Below are 24,965 nucleotides of genomic sequence, written 5' to 3' on the forward strand. Positions count from 1 at the left end.
GGACGCGGGCCAGGACGGCCCGCGCCATCCCACGCCCTCCGCCAACCACGTATCGCCCCGACTTCATCGAGCAACTGACACGAGCTTGCCTGCAGCCTGTCGTTAACCTCGACACCGGAACAGGACCCGCCGCGCATGCATTGGATTGCCCCCACCGAGAAGAACTCCGCCGCCGTCTCGCTCGAAAAGCGCCTGTGGGACGCTGCGGATCAGTTCCGCGCCAACTCGGGGCTGAAGGCGCAGGAGTACTCGGGGCCGATCCTGGGCTTGATCTTCCTGCGCTTTGCGGAGGTGCGGTTTGCCGCGCAGCGGGCGAAGCTGGAGGCGGCGGGGACGTCCTCGCGCCGCGGCAGTCGGGTCGATGAGCCCACGGCTTACCACGCGGACAACGTGCTCTACCTGGCGCCGGAGGCGCGCTTCGACTACCTGCTGACGCTGCCGGAGGCGGCGGACATCGGCGGCAAGGTCAATGCGGCGATGCGTGAGGTGGAGCGGCACAACCCGCAGTTGGCGGGTGTGCTGCCGAAGACCTTCAATCTGTTCACCGGCACGCTGCTGAAGGAGTTGCTGAAGAAGATCTCGGAGATCCCGGCCACGCTGGACTTCGATGCCTTCGGCCGGATCTACGAGTATTTCCTCGGCGAGTTCGCGATGAGCGAGGGCCAGGGCGGCGGGGAGTTCTACACCCCAAGCAGCATCGTGCAGTTGCTCGCGCAGGTGATTGAGCCCTACCACGGCCGCATCCTCGATCCCGCCTGCGGCTCGGGCGGCATGTTCGTGCAGTCGGCGCGCTTCGTGGCGGAGCATCAGCGCAATCCGGCCGCGGAGCTGTCCATCTGCGGCGTGGAGAAGACCGACGAGACCGGCCGCCTGTGCCGCCTGAACCTGGCGGTGCACGGGCTGGAGGGCGACATCCGCCACGGCGGCAACGTCAACAGCTACTACGACGATCCGCACGCGGCCACTGGCGCTTTCGACTTCGTGCTGGCCAACCCGCCGTTCAACGTGAATGCGGTGGACAAGGAGCGGCTCAAGGACATGGTCGGCCCCGGCCGGCGCTTTCCCTTCGGCCTGCCGCGCACCGACAACGCCAACTACCTGTGGATCCAGCTCTTCTACTCGGCGCTCAACGTCATCGGCCGCGCCGGCTTCGTGATGGCCAACTCGGCCTCCGACGCGCGCGCCAGCGAGCAGGAACTGCGCCAGAAACTGATCGAGGCGCGCGCGGTGGACGTGATGGTCGCCGTCGGCCCGAACATGTTCTACACGGTCACGCTGCCCTGCACCTTGTGGTTTTTGGACCGCAGCAAGGTCGGCACCGCGCGCGCCGAGACCGTGCTCTTCATCGACGCCCGCCACATCTACCGCCAGGTGGACCGCGCCCACCGCGACTGGACACCGGCGCAGATCGGCTTCATCGCCAACCTCGTGCGCCTCTACCGCGGCGAGGCCCCCGACCTGACCCTCGGCGGCGCGGAAACCGCGGCCAAGCTGACCGAGCATTTCTCCCCTCTCCCCCCGGGAGAGGGGCCGGGGGTGAGGGCGCCTTCAGTCACCACTTCCCGCCGAGACATTCCCGCCGAGCACATCACGTTCGCCCGCGAACTCAGGCAACGGCAAACCGACGCCGAGAGTCTGGTTTGGTCCCTGCTGCGCGATCGCCGCCTCGCTGGTTTCAAATTTCGCCGACAGCATCCGCATCCACCGTACATCCTCGACTTCTATTGCCACGAAGCGCGGCTTTGCATCGAACTGGATGGTGGCCAGCACGCGGAACAGGCCGTTCGGGATGCGAAGCGCGACCAGACGCTCAGTGAGTCCGGTGTACGGACGCTACGCTTCTGGAACAACGACGTTCTGGTGCAAACCGAAGCCGTACTGGAATCCATCTGGAACGCGCTGCATGCGCCCCTTCCAGCCCTTTCGCCCTCACCCCCAACCCCTCTCCCGAGGGGAGAGGGGCTTGTTTATCGCGACAAGCGGTGGGCCTTGAATGGCGGACCATTCGGATCGAAGCTCTCAACTAGGCACTATGCTGATTCCGGCGTACCGGTGATTCGCGGCACGAACATCTCGGGGAGCGCTCGATTCTCATTCGAGGATTTCGTATGGGTTTCGGAGGAAAAAGCAGACGAGCTTCTTCCGAATAACGCTCACCCAGGTGATTTGGTTTTCACACAGCGAGGGACAATTGGCCAAGTTGGGCTTATTCCACTCGACTCACCATTCAGACGCTTCGTCATCTCTCAGAGCCAGATGAAACTAACGCCTGACCCTCTCCAGGCAGACGCACTTTTCCTTTACTACTTCTTCTCGTCTCCCAGCACGGTTCAGACGATCCAGAACCTTGCATTCGCCTCTGGCGTTCCGCACATCAACTTGGAGATTCTTCGGAATTTCGAGGTGTCACTCCCCCCCCTTCAGATCCAGCAGCGCATCGCAGGCATCCTGTCGGCCTACGACGAACTGATCGAAAACAGCCAGCGGCGCATCAAGATCCTGGAGTCGATGGCCCGCGCCCTCTATCGCGAGTGGTTCGTCCACTTCCGCTTCCCCGGCTCCGAGTCCATCCCCCGCATCCCTTCCCCCTCGGCGAGATTCCGCTGGGGTGGGAGGTGACGACGGTAGCCGAGGCATTCGCGATCTCCGGCGGTGGAACGCCATCACGAAAGGAAGTGGGCTTCTGGGAAGGCGGCACAATTCAGTGGTACTCACCAAGCGACCTGACCGGCGCAGGCGCGATGTTCATGGACGATTCCAGCGACCACATTACCGAGCGCGGACTCGCGCAGAGCTCGGCGCGAATGTTCCCTGCGCGCAGCGTGATGCTCACCAGTCGGGCCACCATTGGAGCAATCGCGATCAACACGCATGAGGCTTGCACCAACCAAGGCTTCATCACCTGCCTGCCGAACGAGCGCGTGCCGCTCTACTTCCTTTTCCACTGGCTGACGGAAAACGTGCCGACGTTTCAGCGGATGGCGTCGGGCGCGACCTTCAAGGAAATCAGTCGAGGCGTTTTCAAGACCATCTCGTTTTTGCAGCCACCGGGCCGACTCGTCGAGCGGTTTGAAGCCATCGCCGGGCCGATGGCCGAACAAATTCTCGCGCTCCAGCGTCAAACCCAAAACCTACGCCGCACCCGCGACCTGCTGCTGCCCCGCCTTCTCTCGGGCCAGATCGATGTGGAGGCCCTCGCGCCATGATGCGCACCGCCGAAGACCTGCTGCAGGAACTCGCCGCGCTCGACGAGTCGCACCGCATCGAGGCCAAGCAGGCACGCCAGGTCGACCGCTCGATCATGGAAACGGTGTGCGCCTTCGCCAATGAACCTGGCCTTGGCGGTGGCTATCTGCTGCTGGGCGTGAGCCGCGACCCGCAGGACCTGTTCTCCAACGCCTACCGGGTGGACGGCATCGTCGATCCGGACCAGTTGCAGTCGGACCTTGCGAGCCAGTGCGCCGTCGTCTTCAACCGGCCCATCCGGCCGCGGGTGTCGGTCGAAGCACTGAATGGCAAGACCGTCGTGGTGGTCTTCGTGCCTGAGGCGGCGCCCACCGAAAAGCCGATCTTCATCCAGAACCTGGGGTTGCCACGCGGCGCTTTCCGGCGCGTCGGCCCGACCGACCAGGAGGGAACGGAAGACGATCTGGTGGCTTTGTACGCCGGGCACCAGGCGGATACCTTCGACGCGGCCGTGTTGCCCGATGCCGACATGAGCGACATCGATCCCGCCGCCATCAATGACTACCGGCAGCAACGCCGTGCGATTAATCCGGACGCCGAGGAATTGGCCTGGTCGGACGACGACCTGTTGCGCGCGCTGGGTTGTGCCAAGCGCGAGAACGGCCTGCTCAAGCCGACGGTGGCCGGCATCGTGCTGTTCGGGTCGACCATGGCCCTGCGCCGCTGCTTTCCGATGATGCGCATCGACTACATCCGGGTGCCTGGCCGGCAATGGGTGGAGAACCCGGATCACCGCTTCGACACCCTGGAGATCCGCGCGCCGCTGTTCACCGCCATCCGCCGCGCCACCAGCACGGTGCGCGACGAACTGCTCCAGTCCTTCTCGCTGCCCGAAGGCGCCCTGGCGCGCGAAGACGAACCCGCGCTGCCGCTGCGGGTGATCCGCGAGGCCATCGTCAACGCCGTAATGCACCGCAGCTACCGCATCCACGGCGCAATCCAGATCATCCGTTACGCCACGGCTCGGAAACCCGCAACCCGCGCATTGCCGCCGTGCTGCACGAGGTGAACATCGCCGAGACCAAGGGCAGCGGCATTCGCGCCATGCGCGAACTGATGCTCGCCCACGACCTGTTGCCTCCCACTTTCGAGTCGTCGCGCCCTGACCAGTTTGTCGCCACCTTCCTGTTCCATCACTTCCTGGGGCCGGACGATCTCATCTGGTTGCGCAGGCTCACCGGGGAACCGATCAGCGACGAAGAGTCCCGCGCCCTGGTGTTCGTGCGGGAACTGGGTGCCATCGACAACGCCGCGTATCGGGCCATCAACCGGACCGATACCTTGAACGCCTCATTCCACCTGCGCCGCCTGCGGGACCTGGGCTTGCTGGAGATGAAGGGCGCGGGTAGCCGGACCTACTATGTCCCAAGCGTGGTGTTCGCAGCCCAGTCTCTCGTCGACCGTTCCCCCGGGATCACGGGGAATCCGCACCACCCCACGCCAAATACACACCACCCCGCCCCGAATACACACCACCCCACCCCAAATACACACCAGCTACCGGCGGATACACACCAGCTCTCGCCAGATCTGCCGGCTACGCTGCGAGCCAGGATCCCCGCCGCCGGGGCCAAGCCACGCAAGGACACCCTGCGGACATTGATCCGTGACCTCTGTGCCTGGCGCGCCCTCAGCGCCAGAGACCTGGCGACGCTGCTTGGTGGACGGGACCACAAGCACCTGGTCCGTGAGTTCCTCGGCCCCATGGTCGGCGAAGGTCTGCTTGCCTACACCATCCCGGCGATGGAAAACCACCCGGAACAGCGTTACACCGTGCCGACAGACCGGCCCGTGAGCGACAAGGCGACTGCATGACCGCCCACCCCTACACCGAAGACCAGCTCGTCGAGCAACCCGCCATCGGGTTGTTTGCCGAGATCGGCTGGCAGACGGTGTCGGCGGTGGACGAGTCCCTTGGCGCGGGCGGTACGCTGGGGCGCGAAACCAAAGGCGAGGTGGTGCTCACTCCGCGGCTGCGCGCGGCGCTCACCCAGCTCAATCCCGGTCTGCCAGCCGAGGCGATCCAGAACGCCATCGATGAACTGGTGCGCGACCGCTCGGCGATGAGCCTGGCGGCGGCCAATCGCGAGATCTACCGGCTGCTCAAGGACGGCATCCCGGTCTCGGTGCCGGACCGCGAGCACGGCGGGCAGAAGACCGAGCGACTGCGGGTGGTCGACTGGGAGCACCCGGAGCGCAACGATTTCCTGCTGGCCAGCCAACTCAGCGTGGTCGGCAGCCTGTACACGTGTCGCCCGGACCTGGTCGGCTTCGTCAACGGGCTGCCTTGGGTGGTGGTCGAGCTGAAGAAGCCCGGTGTGCCGGCGCGCGCGGCCTTCGACGAGAACCTGACCCACTACAAGCAGCAGATCCCGCAGCTCTTCTGGTTCAACGCGCTGCTGATTGCCAGCAATGGCAGCGACAGCCGGGTGGGATCGCTCACCGCCGACTGGGAGCGATTCTTCGAGTGGAAGCGCATCGCGCGCGAGGACGAGCCGCGCCGGGTGTCGCTGGAGGTGATGCTGCGCGGCAGCTGCGACCGCGCGCGCCTGCTCGACCTGGTGGAGAACTTCACGCTGTTCTCCGAGCACAAGGCGGGTCTGGTCAAGGTGCTCGGCCAGAACCACCAGTTCCTCGGCGTCAACAATGCCATCGCATCCATGCTGGAGGCGCGCAAGCTGGGCCACGGGCGCGGCGGCGTGTTCTGGCAGACCCAGGGCAGCGGCAAGAGCTTCTCGATGGTGTTCTTCGCGCAGAAGGTGCTGCGCAAACTGGCCGGCAACTGGACCTTCGTGGTGGTCACCGACCGCGTGGAGCTGGACCAGCAGATCGCCAAGACCTTCAAGACCGTGGGCGCGGTGAGCGAGGCCGAGGGCGATGCCTGCCACGCCAGCAGCGGCGCGCACCTGCGCGAACTGCTGCGAGGCAACCACCGCTATGTGTTCACCCTGGTGCACAAGTTCCAGACGCCCGAGGCGCTGACCGACCGTTCCGATGTGATCGTGCTGACCGACGAGGCGCATCGCAGCCAGTACGACACGCTGGCGCTGAACATGCGCGCGGCGCTGCCCAAGGCGATGTTCCTGGCCTTCACCGGCACCCCGCTGATCGCCGGCGAGGAGCGCACGCGGGAGGTGTTTGGCGACTATGTCTCGATCTACGATTTCCAGCAGTCGGTGGAGGACGGCGCGACGGTGCCGCTCTACTACGAGAACCGCACGCCGGAGCTGGAACTGGTCAACCCCGACCTCAACGACGACATCTACCGCCTGATCGAGGATGCCGAGCTGGATGCCGACCAGGAAGCGAAGCTCGAAAAGGTGCTGGGGCGGCAATACCACCTGATCACCCGCGACGACCGGCTGGAGACGGTGGCGCAGGACATCGTGCGGCACTTCCTCGGCCGCGGATTCCTGGGCAAGGCGATGGTGGTGTCCATCGACAAGGCCACCGCGCTGCGGATGCATGACAAGGTCAGGAAGCACTGGGCCGCCGAGACGGCGCGGGTGCAGAAGGAGCTCGGCGAACTCGGCTACCAGCCGCGCGGTGGCGAGACGAGCCCCGACCAGGCCCGGCGCGATCTGCGCCGCGCTGAGCTGAAAGCGCGGCTGGATGTGCTGAGCAGCACCGACATGGCGCTGATCGTCTCGCCCGGGCAGAACGAGATCGAGCAGATGAAGAAGCTCGGCCTCGACATCGAGCCGCACCGCCGGCGGATGAACGACTCGCAGCCAAGCCTGGACGAGCGCTTCAAGGACACCACCGACCCGCTGCAACTGGTGTTCGTCTGCGCCATGTGGCTGACCGGATTCGACGCGCCAAGCTGCTCGACCGTGTACCTCGACAAGCCGATGCGCAACCACACGCTGATGCAGACCATCGCCCGCGCCAACCGCGTGTACCCGGGCAAGCACAGCGGCGTGATCGTGGACTACGCCAATGTGTTCGCGTCGCTGGAGCGGGCGCTGGCCATCTACGGCGCCGGCAAGGGCGGCGCCAACCCGGTCAAGGACAAGTCCGAGCTGGCCGCGGCGCTCGGTGCGGCTGTCGCTGCGGTAACCGCCTTCTGCGCCGGCCACGGCGTCGACTTCGCAGGGATCGAGGCATTGCCGCTGGGCAGCCTGCAGCGGCTGGCGGCGGTCGAGGACGCCGTCAACGCGCTGATCGGCCCCGATGCGCGGCGCCGCGAGTTCCTGGGACACGAGAAGCTCGTCGCCACGCTGTACCGCGCCGTCAAACCTGATCCCGCGGCCATCGAGTTCTCCGCGCGCGTGTCCGGCATCGCCACCCTGGCGGCCGTCATTCGGGCCCGACTCAATCCCAACCCGCCGGACATCCAGGCGATCCTCGCTCAGATCGCCGGCGTGCTGGACGAGTCGATCACCGGCACCGCAATCCGGCAGGATGGGCCGCCGGCCATCGATTTGTCGAAGATCAACTTCGAGGCGCTGGCGCAGCGCTTCAAGGAATCGAAGCACAAGAACACCGACCTGGAGGCGCTGAAGGCGGCGATCCAGGCGCGGCTCGAAAAGCTCGTGCGCCTCAACCGCACGCGCGCCGACTTCGCCGAGAAGTTCGAGGCGCTGATCGAGAGCTACAACAACGGCAGCCGTAATATCGAACAGCTCTTCGAGGAGCTGCTGAACCTCTCCAACAGCCTGAATGACGAGCAGCAGCGCCACATCCGTGAGCACCTGAGCGAGGAAGAACTGGTCATCTTCGACATCCTGACCCGCCCCGCACCGGCGCTCACCACCGCCGAACGCGACGAGGTCAAGAAAGTGGCCCGCGAACTGCTGGCGCGGCTCAAGACCCTGCTGGTGCTCAACTGGCGGCAGAAGTCGGCGGCGCGCTCCACCCTCAAACTCGCCATCGAAGACACCCTCGACCAACTGCCCGCAGGTTACGACCGGCCGCTGTACGCGCAGAAATGCTCAGCCCTGTTCGAGCATGTGTACGAGAGCTATCCGGAGCGGAATGCCGGGGTGTATGCAGCCGAGCCTTGATGCCGTGCCGCGTCGCAGCAGGCGTCATCGTACCGGCAACAGCGCCCGATACAGCTCCGCATACCGCCGCGCAGACTCAGTCCACGACCAGTCGCGCGCCATGCCGTTGGCCTGCAGGCGTGTCCAAACCTCGGGCTGGCGCCAGCAGTCGAGGGCGGTGCGGACGGCGTAGGCGACGCCGCCAGCATCGCTGTGTTCGAACAGGATGCCGGTGCCATCGGGTTGGTCGAAACTGTCGACCGTGTCGGCCAGGCCGCCGACGCGCCTGACCAGCGGGAGGGTGCCGTAGCGCTGGCTGTACATCTGGTTGAGGCCGCAGGGCTCGAAGCGCGAGGGCATGATGAGCATGTCGGCGCCGGCCTCGATGCGGTGCGCCAGGCCCTCGTCGTAGGCTGTGCTGACGGCGACCCGACCCGGCATCGACGCCGCCCACTCGGCGAATCCGCGTTCGAGGCCGCGATCGCCCGAGGCGAGCACGACGAGCTGCAGCGGCAGCGCGTCCAGTTCGCTGCGCGCGGCGAGCAAGGCGTCCGCACCCTTCTGGTGGGCGAGTCGGCCGATGAAGGCCAGCAGCGGGTCATCGCCCTGCACCAGCCCCAGCTCACGCTGCAGCGCGGCCTTGTTCGCGCGCTTTCCGGCGTCCACCGTGGCGGCGTCGTAGCGCTGCGCGATCAGCGGATCGGTGGCCGGGTTCCACACGTTCTCGTCGATGCCGTTGAGGATTCCGGTGAGCACCGCGGAACGCGCGCGCAGGACGCCATCGAGGCGCTCGCCGAACTCAGGCGTCTGGATCTCGCGCGCATAGGTGGGCGAGACCGTGGTCAGTGCGTCGGCCAGTTGCAGGCCGGCTTTCAGGAAGGAGAAATCGCCATAGAACTCGACGCCTTCCGGGTGCCACAGATCCTCCGGAAGGCCGAGCGCACGGTATTGCGGGTGATCGAAAATGCCCTGATAGGCGAGGTTGTGGATGGTCATCACGCTGCGCGGCCGCGCGGCGCCCTGCGCCAGGTACACGGGTACCAGGCCGGTGTGCCAGTCGTTGAGATGCACGAGGTCGGCCGCCAGCTCGCCGCCCGCTGCGCCGCCGGCGATCTTTGCCACCGCCTCGCAGAAGGTCGCGAAGCGCAGCGCGTTGTCGCCAAAGGCGTGTCCATCGGCGTCGACATAGGGCCCGCCGGCGCGGTCGAACAGCGCCGGCGCGTCGAGCAGCAGCAGCGGCACGCCATTGTCCGGATGGGTGCCGGCGAGCACCGTCAGCGCCTGCCCGCGCACCTCGACGGTGGCGATCGCTCGCGCGTCCCGCAAACGCGCCGGCACACCGCGATAGGCCGGCATGATCACGCGCATCGAGATGCCCTGCCGCGCCAGCGCGGCCGGCAGCGCGGCGGCGACATCCGCCAGCCCGCCGGTCTTGACCAGCGGATAGACCTCGGAGGCCGCGAACAGGACCTTCACAGCGGCACGTAGCGCAACTGCCCGAGCATGTCGCGCGTCACCAGCACGACCCCGTTGGCGATCACGTGGAAGCGCTCGGCGTCGCGCACCGGATCGAAGCCGATGTGCATGCCATCGGGAATCCGGCAGCCCTTGTCGAGCACCGCGCGGCGGATCTTGCAGCCACGCCCGACCGAGACGTCCGGCAGCAGCACCGATTCATCGATCTCGGCGTCCATTTCGACGCGCACGTTCGAGAACAGCAGCGAGCGGCGCACGGTGGCGCCGACGACCAGGCAACCGCCCGAGACCATCGAATCCAGCGCGCATCCGGCGCGCCCGTCCTGCGCAGCGAACTTCGCCGGCGGCACCTGTTCCTGGTAGGTCCAGATCGGCCAGTCGCCATCGTAGAGATTCAGCTCCGGCAAGGGATCGAGCAGTTCCAGGTTCGCCTTCCAGAAGGCCTCGACGGTGCCGACGTCGCGCCAGTAGGCCTGGCGGCTGCGATCCTCGCGATCGCGGAATGGGTAAGCCAGCGCCGAGTGCGCGTGGATCGCCTTCGGGATGATGTCCTTGCCGAAGTCGTGACTCGAGGACTTGTCGGCCGCATCGCTGACCAGCTGGTCGATCAGGAACTGCGTGTTGAACACATAGATGCCCATCGACGCCAGCGCCACGTCGCTGCGCCCGGGAATCGGCTCCGGCGCCGCCGGTTTCTCGGCGAACTGGCGGATGCGCATGTCGGCGTCCACCGCCATGACCCCGAAGGCACTCGCTTCCACCAGCGGCACCTCGATGCAGCCCACAGTGAAGTCGGCGCCACGATGCACATGCTCGGCCAGCATCGTGCCGTAGTCCATTTTGTAGATGTGATCGCCGGCCAGCACCAGGATGTAGCGCGGAGCGTGCGACAGCAGGATGTCGATGTTCTGGAACACCGCATCGGCGGTGCCGGCGTACCAGGAGGTCTCGTCGACCCGCTGCTGCGCGGGAAACAGCTCGACGAACTCGTTGAACTCGCCGCGCAGGAAGCCCCAGCCCATCTGGATGTGGCGGATCAGCGAGTGCGACTTGTACTGGGTCAGAACGGCGATCCGGCGGATGCCGGAGTTGATGCAGTTGGACAACGGGAAATCGATGATGCGGAACTTGCCGCCGAAGGGCACCGCCGGCTTGGCGCGCCAGTCGGTCAGCGCACTCAGGCGCGTCCCGCGCCCGCCCGCCAGCACCAGCGCCAGCGTCTCCTTGGTCAGCCGGCTGACGAATCGCGGATCCTGCTGGTCGCGCATCGCAAAGCACTCCTTCGGACGACGGGTCCATCCTAGACGAATGCGCAAACTCGACCCGGAGTTTCGTCAAACCGGGCGTTTGAGCCGGTCGGAGAACTCGACGAACGCAGCCGCGACCGCTGCCGGCGCCTCCAGTTGCGGATAGTGGCCGACGCCGGCGAGTTCCACGACATCGGCGTTCGCCACCAGCCGGCGATAGCCCTGCACCAGGTGCAGTCCCGAGATCGGGTCGTCGATGCCGTCGACCAGGCGCAGCGGCATTGGCGCGTGCGCCAGCGCACACACCCAGCGTTTCCGATGGCGGCGGCGTTCGGCCATGTAGCCGATCAGCTGCGGCATCACCCGGCGGCCGTCCTTGTGCTCGATCAGCGACCACATCGCGCCCAGTTCGGCGTCGTCGAGCGGCTGCTTGCAGATCTTGCGCATCGCCGCGGCGAAGCGCGGATATCGCGTCAGGCGTGCGACCAGCGGCCCGATCGGCGATGCCAGCAACTTCTGGATCAGCCGCGGGCGATGGCACTCCGGAATCAGTCCACCGTTAAGCAGGCACAGTTGCTGCAAAGTCCAGCGGCTGCTGCCATCGATCTGGCGCGCCAGCAGTTCCTGGGCGACGGTATCGCCGTAGTCGTGCGCCAGCACCCGGCAGCGGTCGATGCCGAAATGCACCAGCACCGCCTCGGCCAGGTCGGCCTGCGCGGCGATGCGGTAATCGCCGTCCGCCGGTTTGTCCGACAGGCCGAAGCCGAGCAGATCGAAGGAGATCAGCCGAAAGCGATCGGCGAGCAGGGGCTCCAGCCGATGCCAGTCCAGAGAGGAGGTCGGAAAGCCGTGCAACAGCAGGACCGGTTCACCGCTGCCGACGCTGCGCACGTAGATCTGCCGGCCGCGCCAGCCGAGCCAGCCACCGGTGGCCAACCATCGCTCGACGTCGGGCATTGCGCGATCTCCAGTGGGGCCGGCGGTCGGGAGCCCCGGCCGCCCTTGTCGATGCGCAGATTCGCGTATCGAACTTCAGGCCACGAGGGAGCGAGGGCACGCAAGAGCGGGTTCGGTGCGATGGATCGCTACTGCGCCCTCGCCTTGATCATCGCAGATCGATGCGCAACGGGAAGGCGGTTGGCTATCGTGGTCGCCCTCACCTCTCCCTGAGCTGGCCATGCATCTGCGCCCTGCCACCATCGACGACTGCCCGCTGATCCTGCAACTGATCCGCGAGCTGGCCGATTACGAGCGCCTGCTGCACGAGGTCGAAGCGACGGCGCATCTGCTGGAAACGCATCTGTTCGGTGCGCAGCCGCGCGCCGAGGCGCTGATCGTGGAGGCCGACGGCGAAGTCGCCGGCTTCGCCCTGTTCTTCCACAACTTCTCGACCTTCCTCGGCAAGCCCGGGCTGTACCTCGAAGACCTGTACATCCGACCGGCCTTCCGCGGTCGCGGCTACGGGCGACAGGTCATGCAGGCGCTGGCGCGGATCGCGCTGGCGGGCGGCTGCGGGCGTTTCGAGTGGTGGGTGCTGGACTGGAACTCGCCGGCCATCGAGTTCTACCGCAGCCTGGGCGCGCAGTCGATGAGCGACTGGACGGTCCAGCGGGTCAGCGGCGAAGCGCTGGCGGCGCTGGCTTCGGGGGCGACGGGCTAGCCGGAGCTTCGCCGATCTGTGCTTGGCGCAACTGCCGGGCGCCTCAACGCACCGGCGCCGGCCGCGGACCCTCGATGAGCGTGAATCGCGCCCGCGCTGCCGGGTAATCGACATCGACCACGAACCAGCGCAGCAGCGAGCCACCCAGGGCACCATCGACCTTGCGGTCCATGAAACCCGACATGTACTCGTGGAAGTTGGAATCCGCGCGCCGGGTGAACCAGACCGGGCCGACGCGGTGGCCGGCGATCTCCATCTGCGGCACTTCGATCATCGCCTCGCCTTTGGTGGCGCCGCCGCGCAGATCGGCGTTCTCGACCACGCGCCAGTCCGGATGGGCCTTGCGCCAGGCATCGAACAGGCTGGCGACGATGAAGCTGGTGGCGCAGTCGCCGGGAGATCCAACACCGATCGCCTTCGCCGCGTCGGCGGAGGCTGAGATGGTCGCCCCCGTGTCGAACAGGAAAGGCAGTTCGACGCCATCGACGCGTGCCACGATGCTCGGGAAATGGGTCTTGCGCTGGCCGTCTTCGTCCACCGGGAATCCCAGCGGCACGCTGTGCGGCGCGCTCGCATCGATCGGCGCCGCATCGGCCAGCAAACGACCTTGTGCATAGTCGAAGGTCCAGCGACGGCCGCCGAACCAGTCCTGACCGAGCATGCCATCGCCGAAGTTCACACGCGGATCCGGCGGCAGGACGTACAGCCGCCCCTTCGCCGGGCCGTCGCGCCGGTCAGTATCAGGGTCCAGCGCCGGGATACCCTGACCTGGGGCGAAGGCCGGGAACGCGGCCAGGCGCATCTCGCGATCGCCGTCGCGCAGGCTGACCACGTCGAGCTGCAGCCGGTTCACGCTGGATTCGGCCAGCCACAGGCCGCCACCGGTATCGGTGTACAGCCGCAGGGTCTCGCCGCCGGCGGTCGTCGGGGTGACGAAAAACCGGTCGCAACTGAAGTCCACCGGCAGTGCGACCGGTACTGCCGCCACCGCGCCGGACAGCCCGGCCAGCATCCATCCGACCACTCGTGCGAGCGGTTCCCGCATCCTCGCCGCGACCTGCATGACGTGTCTTCCTTGCCTGGACCGGCGAAAGTCTGGCGAGCGCCGGGACGGCGCGGCCAGTGCCAGCAGTCCCGCCCCGGGAACCAGGACGAAAGGCAGGTCCCGCTGTCTGCGCGACGGGCGTCCGGATGCGCCGCCGGGATGCAGACAATCGGCGAGTCGGACTTGCCCGGGTGACGGCGCTGCGCAATCCTGTCGCGACGCCGCATGTTCGCGGGCGCAGTTGCGGAGATCCCTCGATGCGCAGGAACCGACTGTCGATCGTCACCTGGCTAGCCGTGGCACCGGCGCTCTCGGCGGCCCCGGTCGACCGCTGCGATCAGATCGCAGGTTATGAGCTGTCGCCGAGCATCAGCGGCAACACCGTCGCCAGCTTCGGCAACCAGTACGATCTGAATGCCTGCGCCGGGCAGCCCGGCGCCTCGCTGCTGCCCGCCTCGGGCCAGGCGACCGAACAGGTGGTCAAGCTGCAAGTGGCCAGCCCGTGCACGGCCACAGTGACCGTGGTGGGCGGATTCTCGGGTGCCAACCAGTCGGATCCGGCTGTCTACGCGGCCACCACCTGCCCCATCGCGGATCCGGGCAGCACCCAGTTCCTCGACAGCAGCTGCCTCGCGGCCGCCGATGCCACGGGCGGGCTCGGCACCGAGGTGATCAGCTTCGCGGCGCAGCCCGGGGTGGATTACTTCGTGTACTTCGACGGCTTCCTCGCCGCGCAGGGCCCGTACACCGCCACCCTCAGCGGATGCACGCTGACGGATCCAGCAGCGGATCCCGTGTTCGCCAACGGTTTCGAGGGCTGACGGCCCTGAGTGTCGCGACACCGGAGTCGGGTCACGCGATACCTCGAGCGGTGCGTCGCGAGACATCCGGAGCGTATCGCGCCAGCGAAATCCGTCGCGGGACGTCTTGCGGCGTGTCGCCAGATGCTCCCTGCGATGTCGCGCTACCGTAATCGGTCCGCGGGCGGCGGTGACCGCACCGGCCGCCGCGCATCTCGTGTCACGTCTTCGGTAACGTCACTCCCAACTGCCCCTGGTACTTGCCGCCGCGGTCGCGGTAGCTGGTGGCGCAGACCTCGTCGGACTCGAAGAACAGCATCTGCGCCACGCCCTCGTTGGCGTAGATTTTGGCCGGCAGCGGAGTGGTGTTGCTGAATTCCAGGGTCACGTGGCCTTCCCACTCCGGTTCCAGCGGGGTCACGTTGACGATGATCCCGCAGCGCGCGTAGGTGCTCTTGCCGAGGCACACCGTGAGCACGCTGCGCGGAATGCGGAAGTACTCCACTGTGCGCGCCAGGCAGAAGGAGTTCGGCGGGATGATGCACACCGGGCCCTTGAAGTCGACGAAGCTGCGCTCGTCGAAGTTCTTCGGATCGACGATGGTCGAGTTGATGTTGGTGAAGATCTTGAACTCGTCGGCGCAGCGCACGTCGTAGCCGTAGCTCGACGTGCCGTAGCTGACCAGGCGCTGCCCGTCGCCGCCGTAGCGCACCTGTTCGGGCGCGAAGGGCTCGATCATCCCGTGCTGCTCCGCCATGCGGCGGATCCAGTGGTCGCTCTTGATGCTCATCGCGGTTTCAGCGGCGGCTGTCGAGCACGGTGTTCCACTCGGCCACCTTGCCGGCCACTTTCGGGCTGGCGAGGAAGGCATCGACATCGCCCTCGATGCTGATCGAGTTGATCGCATCGCCCTGGCGGATCGCGTCGACCACGTTCTGACCCTCGATCACTTCGCCGAACACGCTGTGCTTGCCGTCCAGGTGCGGCGTCGGCCCGTGGGTGATGAAGAACTGGCTGCCGTTGGTGCCCGGGCCGGCATTGGCCATCGACAGGATGCCCGCCTTGTTGTGGCGCAGCGAGCTGGCGAATTCATCGCCGAAGCGGTAGCCCGGGCCGCCGCGTCCACTACCTTCCGGACAGCCGCCCTGGATCATGAAATTGCTGATCACGCGGTGGAAATTCAGGCCGTTGTAGAAGCCGCGCTTCGCCAGGTTGGCAAAGCTGGCGACCGTCAGCGGCGTCAGGTCAGGCGTCAGCTTGACACGGATGGTGCCGCGGGAGGTGTTGAACACAGCGGTCAGATCAGTCATGGCAACCTCGACAAGTCAGGAATGAAGTTCAGGCAAGCTGCGCGCCGGCATTGACGATGCCTGTGCACAGCGAAAGGGTGGCAACCCACAACGCGACGGACACGCGGTCCTGCTCGATCGCCGCGTGCAAATCGCGGTGCAGCAGTCGCGCCGCAAGATAGGTGGCGAATTGCACGAGGAGCGCCACCAGGCCCCATTGCGCCAATTGCCACAGATCCTCGCTGCGCGCCATCGCGACTGCCACCGGAATGGCGAAACCGAGCATCGCACCCGCCAGCATCACCGCGGCGCTGACACTGCCGGCGCGGATCAGTTCGAGTTCGCTGTGCGGCGTGGCCAGGGTGTACAGCGACCAGAACGCCGCGAGCAACAGCATCCCCATCGCGAAAAAGGCCGCGAATTCGGGCAGATGGCTCAGGTAATTCGGCATCATGGGTGGGCCCGGCGCATGGGGGCGCAGACTAGCCCGGAAATTTCGTGAGGTCACGCGGATGATCGCGAAGACCGCGCGCCGGTCGGTTGCCAGGGCCGCGGGACAATTGCCCCGGAAGCTCCTTTGCGTCGCGGCGCGCTTTCGGTTGAACTCCGCACCTTCCTGTCGTCCCGCCCACGCATGCCCTTACGCCTCAAGCTGCTGCTGATCGCCATGGTGGCCGCGGTGTTCCCGCTGGCCGGCTGGCGCTTCGTGGTGCAGATGGAAACCACGCTCAGGCAGAGCCAGGAGCGTGCGGTGATGGCGTCTGCGCGCACGCTCGCCAGCGCCTTGCCGGCGGCGGATGGCGATTTGCGCGCCGCGCTGATCGCGCCCGCGGTGCTGCATGCGCGGCCGATGAACATCGACGTGGCCACCGACGGCTACCCGGACGACTGGGGCTCCTGGCATGTCGAGCCCGAACTGTTGCCGAGCGAAGGCGGCCTGCGCGCACGCCTGTACGTGGGCCGCGGCCCGGGCGCGATCAATTTATGGCTTGAGGTGGACGACGACACGCCGGTCGCCGCTGCCGCCGACGGCACCCTTGGAGAGCATGCGGACCACATCGACCTGTGGCTGCGCGATCGTTATGGCGAACGCCGCTGGCGCGTCGCGCGTATGGGCGACGGGATCACCGCTGCGCAGCCGATGCCGGGCGCGGATGGCCGCCAGCCCAGCTTCGACTTGCCGGCAGCGTGGACCGAAGGGCCGGGCGGCTATCGGGTGGAACTGCGCGTGCCGGTGGCGGATCCAGGGCTGGAACTGGCGCTGGATGTGCGCGACTACCCGGTCATCGGCGCCGATTTGCCGCGTGCCAGCGCCAGCAGCGCCGCTCGCGGCCTGCGCTACCGGGCACTCGCGCCGCTGTGGCGCGAGAGCCCGCTGCTGCGCAGCCTGGTGCCGGAGAACGCACGGCTGCGGGTGCTCGACGGCGAGGGCTATGTGCTGGCGCGCAGCGGCAGCCTGCGCCCGGGCAGCGACACCTCCGATGACGACCACGAACTTTCCTTCCTGCGCTGGCTGCGCGCGCTGGTCTACCGTCACCTGCTGGCGCCGCAGATGGCCAGCGGCGACGGCTACGCCTACAACCTGCTGCGCCTGACAACCACCCAGGTGGACGCTGCGCTGACCGGCACCCCGGGCGCCACCTGGCGGCCGGCGGCGAGCCAGGCGAGCGTGATCCTGACCGTGGCCCTGCCGCTGCTGCACGGCTCGGACGTGGTCGGCGTGGTCATGCTGGAAGAGACCTCTGACGCGCTGCTGTTATGGACCAACCGCGCGCTCGGCAGCCTGCTGCTCGGCGGACTGCTGACCATGCTGGTCGCGGCAGCGATCCTGTTCGGCTACGCCGGCTACCTGTCCTACCGCATCCGCAAACTGCGCAACGCCGCCGAGAACGCACTGACCGCGGAAGGTCGCGTCGTCGGCAACTTCCCGCGTTCCAGTGCGGTCGATGAGATCGGCGACCTCTCGCGCAGCTTCGGCCGCCTGCTCGACCAGGTCAGCGCCTACACCGACTACCTGCGCACCCTGGGCGGCAAGCTCTCGCACGAGCTGGCGACCCCGCTGGCGGTGGTCAAGTCCTCGCTGGAAAACCTGGAACAGGAGGCGATGACCGAATCGGCGCGGATCTACGCGGAGCGCGCGCGCTCCGGCGCCGAACGCCTCGGCGCATTGCTGCGTACGCTGTCGCAGGCCAGCCGCATCGAGAGCGCGATCGCCGGCGCCGAGGCCGAGGACTTCGACCTGCGCGAATTCCTGATCGGCGCCGCGGCCGGCTATCGCGACCTGGCCGAGGACCGCGAGTTCACCCTTGCGGTGCCGGAGAATCCGTTGCCCTTCCACGGCGCACCCGAACTGATCCACCAGGCGCTCGACAAGCTGGTCGACAACGCCCTCGGCTTCTGCCCACCCGGCGGCTCGATTCGCCTGGCACTGGAAGTGAAGATCATCGGCAGCATCGATCTGGTGCTGTCCAACAACGGCCCGCCACTGCCGCAGAAGATGCAGGACCGTTTGTTCGATTCGCTCATCAGCGTGCGCGACGGCCGCGCCACCATGTCCCCACACCTCGGCCTTGGCCTCTACATCGTCCGCCTCGTCGCCGAGTTGCATCAGGGCGAAGCGAGCGCCGCCAACCTGCCCGACATGAGCGGCGTCGAGTTCCGGATGCGCATGCGGGGCATGCGTTAGGAGCGGTTGTTGGTTGTTGGTTGTTGGTGGCAGCGAAGCTCACACGCCGCGACACCTGTGGGAGCCGACTCTGTCGGCGATCTTTCCAGCGGCCGCCGGAGAAGGGCTGAAGCCACAGGTTCCCGACCACCGGCTCTTGCTGCCGACAACCGACAACCCGCATCTCACACTAGACTGCCGCAGTCGATCCACTGGAGACACCCATGCAACTAGACCTCACCGGCCGCCACGCCCTGATCGGCGGCGGCAGCCAGGGCATCGGCCGCGCCGCGGCGCTTGAGCTGGCGCAACTGGGTGCCGATGTCACCGTGATCGGGCGCGATGAAGCGCGCCTGCATGCGACGCTGGTCGAACTGACGGCGATTCGGCGCGGCCGTTACCACGCGCTGGTCGCCGACTACGCCGACCGCACGGCGCTGGCGCGGATCGCTGGCGACTGGCTGGCGCAGTTCCCGGCACAGATCCTGGTCAACAACACCGGCGGGCCGCCGCCGGGGCCGATCGAGCTGGCCAGCGAGGAGGCCTTCCTCGACACCTTCGGCCAGCATCTGCTGTGCAACCAGTTGCTGACGCGGCTGGCATTGCCGGGCATGCGCGCGGCTGGCTACGGCCGCATCGTCAATGTGATTTCCACGTCCGTGCGCGAGCCGATCAAGGGTCTGGGCGTGTCGAATACCGTGCGCGGCGCGGTCGCTTCGTGGGCCAAGACCCTGGCCACCGAACTGGCGCCGGAAGGGATCACGGTCAACAACGTGCTGCCCGGCTTCACCCGGACCGCGCGCCTCGACGGGCTGATCGCCGGCAAGATGAAGTCCAGCGGCGCCAGCGAGGACGCGGTGGCCGCCGGCATGAAGTCGGTGGTACCGATGGGCCGCTTCGCCGACGCCGGCGAGGTCGCCGCGGCAATCGCCTTCCTCGCTTCGCCGGCCGCCGGGTACATCACCGGCGTCAGCCTCGCGGTCGATGGCGGACGCACGCTGTGCCTGTGAGCGATATGCTCGCGGGTGGTGACACTCAAGCGGCATGACGCCTGGCGCATGACCGTGACGGGAGGGCACGCGGGCAAGAGGGCACGAGGGCACGAAATGGCCCGGCACCCGCTTTCCCGTGCCCTCGTGCTCTCTTGCCCTCGTGCCCTCGTCCCGAACCATGCGTGATTCCCTGCTGCGCCTGACCAATTTCATCGACGGCGACTACTGCGCGCCGCTTTCCGGCGCCTGGCTGCCGGTGACCGAACCCGCGACGGGGCAGGTTTATGCCGAGGTGCCCGATTCCGGCGCGGCTGACATCGATGCCGCAGTCGCTGCGGCACAGCGGGCGCAGCGCGGCTGGGCGGCGACCGCGCCGAGTGCACGCGCGGCGATGCTGCGGCGGATCGCTGACCTGATCGAATCGCAGCTGGATGCTTTTGCCGAAGAAGAGTCGCGCGACAGCGGCAAGCCGGTCCATGTGGCGCGCAGCGTCGACATTCCGCGCGCGGTCAGCAACTTCCGCTTCTTTGCCTCGATGGCCGAGAGTTTTGCCTCCGAAAGCCATGTCGGCGAAGTCGGCACGCTGAACTACACGCTGCGCCAGCCGCTCGGGATCGTCGGCTGCATCAGCCCGTGGAACTTGCCGCTGTACCTGCTGACCTGGAAAATTGCGCCGGCGCTGGCGGCGGGCAATTGCGTGATCGCCAAGCCGAGCGAGATCACCCCGGTAACCGCCTGGCTGCTCGGCGAGATCGTGCAGCAGGCGGGCCTGCCGCCGGGCGTGCTCGCCATCGTGCACGGCAGCGGGCCGCGCTGCGGCCAGCCGCTGGTGGCGCACCCGAAGATCAAGGCGATCTCCTTCACCGGCAGCACCGCCACCGGCGCCGCCATCGCCAGCGCGACAACAACCCAGTTCAAGAAGCTCTCGCTCGAGATGGGCGGCAAGAACGCCACCGTGGTGTTCGCCGACTGCGACTTCGAGCGCACCGTGGCCGAATGCGTGCGCGCGGCCTTCTCCAACCAGGGCCAGATCTGCCTGTGCGGCTCGCGCATCCTGGTCGAGCGCCCTTTGCTTGCGCGCTTCCGCGAGGCTTTCGTCGAGCGCGTGCGCCAGCTGCGCGTGGGCGATCCGCGCAACCCGCAGAGCGACATTGGCGCGCTGGTGTCAGCCGCGCACCGCGACAAGGTCGAGAGCTACATCGCCCTGGCGCACGAGGAAGGCGGACGCCTGCTGACCGGCGGCGAACGGGTGGCCGTCGAAGGTCGCTGCGCCAACGGCTATTTCCTGGCGCCGACGGTGTTCGACCACCTGGACGCACACTGCCGCGTCAACCAGGAAGAGATCTTCGGCCCGGTGGCGACGATCACCGCCTTCGACGACGAGGCGCAGGCATTGGCCTACGCCAACAGCACCCGCTACGGCCTGGCCGCGAGCGTGTGGACCCAGGACCTCTCGCGCGCGCACCGCGTCGCCGCGGAACTGGAAGCCGGCGTCGTCTGGATCAACTGCTGGATGGCGCGCGATTTGCGGACGCCCTTCGGCGGCGTCAAGCACTCCGGCCTCGGCCGCGAGGGCGGACTCGACGGCATGCGCTTCTTTACCGAGCCGAAGAATGTGTCGTTGAGGGTGTGAGTGGTGAGTAGTGAGTAGTGAGTAGTGAGTAGCGGGTAAAATCCGGCGGTTGCGCGGGCTTGCGCAAGCGAGCGGCTGCTACTGACTACTCACTACTGACTACTCACACCCCATACATGACCGCCAGCATCCACACGAGCACCGCACCGAAGCCCGTCGGCCACTATCCGCATGCACGGCGGGTGGGCGATCTGCTGTTCCTGTCCGGCATCGGCCCGCGCTCGCCTGAGGACAACTCGATCCCGGGCAATGTGCACGATGCCGGCGGCGCATTGGTCGAGTACGACATCGCCGCGCAGTGCCATTCGGTGTTCGCCAACGTGCGTGCGGTGCTGGAAGCCTGTGGCGCGCAATGGTCGGATCTGGTCGACGTGACCGTCTACCTCACCGACATGGCGCGCGACTTCAAGGTCTACAACCGGATCTGGGCCGAGTATTTCCCTGACCCGGAGCAGGCGCCTTGCCGCACCACGCTGGGCATCAGCGCCCTGCCGACGCCGATCGCCATCGAACTCAAGTGCGTTGCGCAGGCGCCGGCGGTACGCGCGGGTCTGTGACCCACGAGCCCGATCCACTCATCGAACCAACCCCGGGACGAATCCCATGTGGCCATCCCCGATCAACCTCAACGCCTGGATCGACGAGCACCGCCATTTGCTCAAGCCGCCGGTGGCGAACAAGTGCATCGAGCAGGGCGACTTCATCGTGATGATCGTCGGTGGGCCGAACGCGCGCACCGACTACCATGTCGAGGACGGCCCGGAGTTCTTCTACCAGCTCGAAGGCGAGATGGTGCTGAAGATCCAGCACGAGGGTCGCGCCCAGGATGTGCCGATCCGCGCCGGCCAGATCTATTACCTGCCGCCACGAGTCCCGCACTCGCCGCAGCGCATGGCTGGTTCAATTGGCCTCGTCATCGAACGCAAGCGCCTGGCGCATGAACTCGACGGCCTGCTGTGGTATTGCGAACGCTGCAACCACAAGCTGTACGAGGAATTCTTCGCACTGGAGAACATCGAAACCCAGTTCGGTGCCGTATTCGACCGCTTCTACTCGTCCACCGAAAAGCGCACCTGCAGCGCGTGCGGGTATTTGAATCCGGCGCCGGGGCGATACGGGTGAAGCGGTGTTGGTTGCTGGTGTTGGTGTTGGAAAAGGCAACGCAGCGGCGCTCTGGGATATCAGCCTGTCCGCGAGCGAAGTACCACGAGTCCTTCCAACACCAACAACTAACACCAACACCTGACACCGCATCAACGGCTCAGGCGCTAGCATCCCCAATCCCGTCACCCTCCACGAGGATCGCCCCATGGCCATCGAACTCCCCGCCCTGCCCTACGCCCGCGACGCGCTGGTGCCGCATATCTCGCCGGAAACCATCGATTTCCACTACAGCAAGCACCATCAGGCCTACGTCACCAACCTGAACAACCTGATCAAGGGCACCGCGCACGAGAACCAGAGCCTGGAAGAGATCGTGCGTTCGTCCTCCGGCGGCGTGTTCAACAATGCGGCCCAGGTGTGGAACCACAGTTTCTACTGGAACTGCCTGAAGCCGAACGGCGGCGGCGCCCCGACGGGCGCGTTGACAGCGGCCATCGACGCTGGCAGCTTCGACAGGTTCAAGGAAGAGTTCACCAAGACCGCGATCGGCACCTTCGGCTCCGGCTGGGCCTGGCTGGTGCAGCGCGCCGACGGTTCGCTGGCGCTGGCCAGCACCAGCAACGCCGCCACCCCGCTGACCGGCGACGACAAGCCGCTGCTGACCTGCGATGTGTGGGAACACGCCTACTACATCGACTACCGCAACCTGCGCGCGAAGTACGTCGAGGCCTTCTGGAACCTGGTCAACTGGGATTTCGTCTCGGCGCAGATGCGCTGATCGATGCTTCGCGGAGCCCGGAGTGCGCGCCCTGGCGCGTTCTCCGGGTACTTTCGAGGCAGCTGCGCCGTACACCGGCCTACGTCAGACGCGCCAGCGCCGGCTCGATCTGTGCCTGCCGCCCGAGCAACTCGGCGGCCAGCTTGAGCCGCCGTCGCAACTCCGCCGTGTCGCCCGCAGTGATCGTTGCGTGGCCCACCTTGCGCCCGGCGCGTGCCGACTTTCCGTAGTCGTGCCAGTGCAGTCCCGGCACCGTGAGTGCCCGGTTGCGGTCGGGCAACTCGCCGATCCAGTTCAGCATGCAGGACACCCCGCGCGGCGTGGTGTCGCCCAGCGGCAGGCCGGCCACCGCGCGGATGTGGTTCTCGAATTGGCTCGTCACCGCGCCTTCGATGGTCCAATGGCCGCTGTTGTGCACCCGCGGCGCCATCTCGTTGGCCAGCAGCTGTCCGTCCACTTCGAAGAACTCGATCGCGAAGGCGCCGACATAGTCCAGCGCCTCGGCCAGTCGTGCGGCGCAAGACTCGGCGGCCGCGACCAGCTCGGGCCCGACCCGGGCCGGTGCCAGCGTCACCGAGAGCACGCCATTGACGTGGATGTTCTCCACCAGCGGGTAACAGCGCAGTTCGCCGTCCTGCGAGCGCACGGCCACGATCGACAGCTCGCGCTGGAAACCGATGCGGGTCTCCAGCACGCAGGGCGCCTGACCCAGCCGGGTGTAGGCGTCCTCCAGCAGCGACGCGTCGGCGACGCTGATCTGGCCCTTGCCGTCATAGCCGAAGCGACGCGTCTTCAGGATCGCCGGGAAGCTGACCGATGCCATCGCCGCCGGGATCTGGCTGGCGTCGTCGATGATCGCGAACGGCGCCACGCCGGTGCCGATGCGCGCGAACAGCGCCTTCTCCGAGCCGCGGTCCTGGGCCGTCGCCAGCGACAGCGGGTTCGGGCGCACCGGACGAACGGCCGCCAGTTCGCGCAGCGCCGGGGCCGAGACGTTCTCGAAATCAAAGGTGATCGCGGCGCAGACATCGGCAAAACGATGCAGCGCAGCGAGGTCGTCGAAAGCCGCCACTTCCAGCGGCGCCACCTCGCCGGAGCAGGCGTCCACCGCCGGATCCAGCGCATGCACGCGCACGCCGAGCGGCGCTGCGGCCAGCGCCATCATGCGCGCCAGTTGGCCGCCGCCAATGACGCCTATTCGCATGCCGGCCGCCGCGGATCGGGCTCAGCGAGCACGCGTTCGGTCTGCGCCTGGCGCAGCGCATTAAGGCGTGCGGCGAGTGGCGGATTGGTCAGCGCGAGGATCGCCGCCGCCGCCAGCGCCGCGTTCTTGGCGCCGGCCTGGCCGATCGCCAGGGTGAGCACCGGGATGCCAGCCGGCATCTGCACGATCGACAGCAGCGAGTCCATGCCGTTGAGCGCCCGCGACTGCACCGGCACGCCGAGCACCGGCAGCCAGGTCTTGGCCGCCAGCATGCCCGGCAGGTGCGCGGCGCCGCCGGCGCCGGCGATGATCACGCGGATACCACGCTCCTCGGCTTCTTCGGCGTAGCTGAACAGAAGATCGGGCGTGCGATGCGCCGACACCACCCGCACCTCGTGCGGAATGCGCAGTTCATCCAGCAGTTCTGCAGCAGCGGACATGGTTTCCCAGTCCGAGCGCGAGCCCATCACCACACCCACCTGCGGCAAGATCGGTTCCACGGTCGCTTCTGGAGATAGCCGGGGGAGCGCGCTATGTTAGCGGTCCTGTCGCAACGCACCAAACCCGATGGCCATCGACCGGCGCCTGCTCGAGATTCTGTGCTGTCCTGTGTCAAGGCGCCCCCTGCGCCTGATGCGGCAGGATCAGCTGACCTGGCTGAACGGTGAGGTCGCCCGCGGCAGCGTGCTGGATGTCCAGGGTCGCCCGGTCGCCGAGCCGCTGCAATCCGGGCTGATCACTGACGATGCCAAGGTGGTGTACCGCGTCGAGGACGACATTCCGGTCCTACTACCAGAGGATGGTATCGGCACCACGCAGTTCAGCGGGTTCCCCAACTGAG

The 24,965-nt window shown here is 67.0% G+C and carries 21 protein-coding genes and 1 pseudogene; 13 read left to right on the forward strand and 9 right to left on the reverse strand.

Translation table 11 applies throughout. The features are described from left to right. The first annotated feature begins 135 nt into the window (after positions 1-135). The 4 genes and pseudogenes from IPK27_03055 to IPK27_03070 all read left to right on the forward strand — a co-directional run bounded on the left by IPK27_03055 (position 136) and on the right by IPK27_03070 (position 8,252). Entirely contained in the window at positions 136-2,619 is a 2,484-nt protein-coding gene (locus IPK27_03055; protein MBK8066629.1) for an N-6 DNA methylase, read from the forward strand. Beyond that, positions 2,616-3,206, forward strand: coding sequence for a restriction endonuclease subunit S (locus IPK27_03060; GenBank protein MBK8066630.1), 591 nt, complete (start codon positions 2,616-2,618; stop codon positions 3,204-3,206). The genes IPK27_03055 and IPK27_03060 overlap by 4 nt, the downstream gene beginning before the upstream one ends. Beyond that, positions 3,206-5,061 (forward strand): annotated as a pseudogene (locus IPK27_03065) (putative DNA binding domain-containing protein). Before IPK27_03060 ends, IPK27_03065 begins: the two are co-directional and overlap by 1 nt. Continuing rightward, positions 5,058-8,252 carry a type I restriction endonuclease subunit R gene (locus IPK27_03070; protein MBK8066631.1) on the forward strand — a complete coding sequence of 1,065 codons (3,195 nt, stop codon included), beginning with the start codon at positions 5,058-5,060 and terminating at the stop codon, positions 8,250-8,252. Before IPK27_03065 ends, IPK27_03070 begins: the two are co-directional and overlap by 4 nt. Positions 8,253-8,276: 24 nt before the next feature. On the opposite strand, the gene glgA is transcribed toward IPK27_03070, so the two are convergent. From glgA to IPK27_03085, 3 genes are all read right to left on the reverse strand, one after another. Further along, a complete protein-coding gene (glgA, locus tag IPK27_03075; GenBank protein MBK8066632.1) occupies positions 8,277-9,707 on the reverse strand; it encodes a glycogen synthase GlgA in 1,431 nt (476 codons plus the stop codon). Beyond that, positions 9,704-10,975: a glucose-1-phosphate adenylyltransferase gene (gene glgC, locus IPK27_03080; GenBank protein ID MBK8066633.1), complete on the reverse strand. Its 1,272-nt coding sequence runs from the start codon at positions 10,973-10,975 to the stop codon at positions 9,704-9,706. The genes glgA and glgC overlap by 4 nt, the downstream gene beginning before the upstream one ends. A 66-nt stretch (positions 10,976-11,041) precedes the next feature. Beyond that, a complete protein-coding gene (locus tag IPK27_03085) occupies positions 11,042-11,911 on the reverse strand; it encodes an alpha/beta hydrolase (GenBank protein MBK8066634.1) in 870 nt (289 codons plus the stop codon). A gap of 220 nt (positions 11,912-12,131) precedes the next feature. Here IPK27_03085 and IPK27_03090 point away from each other — a divergent pair, with 220 nt between their 5' ends. Then, the gene (locus IPK27_03090; protein MBK8066635.1) at positions 12,132-12,614 is read left to right on the forward strand and encodes a GNAT family N-acetyltransferase; all 483 of its coding nucleotides are present in this window, start codon (positions 12,132-12,134) and stop codon (positions 12,612-12,614) included. A 43-nt stretch (positions 12,615-12,657) separates the two neighbouring features. Here the strand turns inward: IPK27_03090 and IPK27_03095 are convergent, their stop codons facing one another. Further along, complete coding sequence (locus IPK27_03095; GenBank protein ID MBK8066636.1) at positions 12,658-13,638, reverse strand: hypothetical protein; 981 nt, start codon at positions 13,636-13,638, stop codon at positions 12,658-12,660. A 278-nt stretch (positions 13,639-13,916) separates the two neighbouring features. On the opposite strand from IPK27_03095, the gene IPK27_03100 reads away from it, so the two are divergent. Further along, positions 13,917-14,480, forward strand: a complete 564-nt coding sequence (locus tag IPK27_03100; protein MBK8066637.1) for a hypothetical protein — start codon at positions 13,917-13,919, stop codon at positions 14,478-14,480. Positions 14,481-14,679: 199 nt separating this feature from the next. Here IPK27_03100 and IPK27_03105 read toward each other — a convergent pair whose 3' ends face one another. The 3 genes from IPK27_03105 to IPK27_03115 are packed head-to-tail and all read right to left on the reverse strand — an operon-like array spanning position 14,680 to position 16,199. Beyond that, positions 14,680-15,249, reverse strand: coding sequence for a dCTP deaminase (locus IPK27_03105; GenBank protein MBK8066638.1), 570 nt, complete (start codon positions 15,247-15,249; stop codon positions 14,680-14,682). Positions 15,250-15,256: 7 nt separating this feature from the next. Next, positions 15,257-15,769, reverse strand: coding sequence for a peptidylprolyl isomerase (locus IPK27_03110; GenBank protein MBK8066639.1), 513 nt, complete (start codon positions 15,767-15,769; stop codon positions 15,257-15,259). 28 nt (positions 15,770-15,797) lie between these two features. Next, entirely contained in the window at positions 15,798-16,199 is a 402-nt protein-coding gene (locus tag IPK27_03115; protein MBK8066640.1) for a DUF350 domain-containing protein, read from the reverse strand. A gap of 183 nt (positions 16,200-16,382) precedes the next feature. On the opposite strand from IPK27_03115, the gene IPK27_03120 reads away from it, so the two are divergent. From IPK27_03120 to IPK27_03145, 6 genes are all read left to right on the forward strand, one after another. Beyond that, positions 16,383-18,434: a histidine kinase gene (locus IPK27_03120; protein MBK8066641.1), complete on the forward strand. Its 2,052-nt coding sequence runs from the start codon at positions 16,383-16,385 to the stop codon at positions 18,432-18,434. 203 nt (positions 18,435-18,637) lie between these two features. Further along, positions 18,638-19,423 (forward strand): SDR family oxidoreductase, encoded by a 786-nt coding sequence (locus tag IPK27_03125; GenBank protein ID MBK8066642.1) that lies wholly within the window; start codon positions 18,638-18,640, stop codon positions 19,421-19,423. Between the two features lie 160 nt (positions 19,424-19,583). Further along, positions 19,584-21,038, forward strand: coding sequence for an aldehyde dehydrogenase (locus tag IPK27_03130; GenBank protein MBK8066643.1), 1,455 nt, complete (start codon positions 19,584-19,586; stop codon positions 21,036-21,038). 116 nt (positions 21,039-21,154) lie between these two features. Then, complete coding sequence (locus IPK27_03135) at positions 21,155-21,595, forward strand: RidA family protein (protein ID MBK8066644.1); 441 nt, start codon at positions 21,155-21,157, stop codon at positions 21,593-21,595. Positions 21,596-21,641: 46 nt separating this feature from the next. Next, positions 21,642-22,160, forward strand: coding sequence for a 3-hydroxyanthranilate 3,4-dioxygenase (locus IPK27_03140; protein MBK8066645.1), 519 nt, complete (start codon positions 21,642-21,644; stop codon positions 22,158-22,160). A gap of 187 nt (positions 22,161-22,347) precedes the next feature. After that, positions 22,348-22,920: a superoxide dismutase [Fe] gene (locus IPK27_03145; protein ID MBK8066646.1), complete on the forward strand. Its 573-nt coding sequence runs from the start codon at positions 22,348-22,350 to the stop codon at positions 22,918-22,920. 79 nt (positions 22,921-22,999) lie between these two features. On the opposite strand, the gene IPK27_03150 is transcribed toward IPK27_03145, so the two are convergent. Together IPK27_03150 and purE are read right to left on the reverse strand one after the other, a co-directional pair. Next, positions 23,000-24,124 (reverse strand): 5-(carboxyamino)imidazole ribonucleotide synthase, encoded by a 1,125-nt coding sequence (locus IPK27_03150; protein ID MBK8066647.1) that lies wholly within the window; start codon positions 24,122-24,124, stop codon positions 23,000-23,002. After that, entirely contained in the window at positions 24,115-24,615 is a 501-nt protein-coding gene (gene purE / locus IPK27_03155; GenBank protein MBK8066648.1) for a 5-(carboxyamino)imidazole ribonucleotide mutase, read from the reverse strand. The genes IPK27_03150 and purE overlap by 10 nt, the downstream gene beginning before the upstream one ends. Positions 24,616-24,697: 82 nt before the next feature. Between purE and IPK27_03160 the strand changes: the two genes are divergently transcribed. Further along, entirely contained in the window at positions 24,698-24,964 is a 267-nt protein-coding gene (locus tag IPK27_03160) for a hypothetical protein (protein MBK8066649.1), read from the forward strand. The last annotated feature ends 1 nt before the right edge of the window (position 24,965 follow it).

It is taken from the genome of Rhodanobacteraceae bacterium, assembly GCA_016713135.1.
In the GTDB taxonomy this organism is placed as follows: Bacteria; Pseudomonadota; Gammaproteobacteria; order Xanthomonadales; family SZUA-5; genus JADKFD01.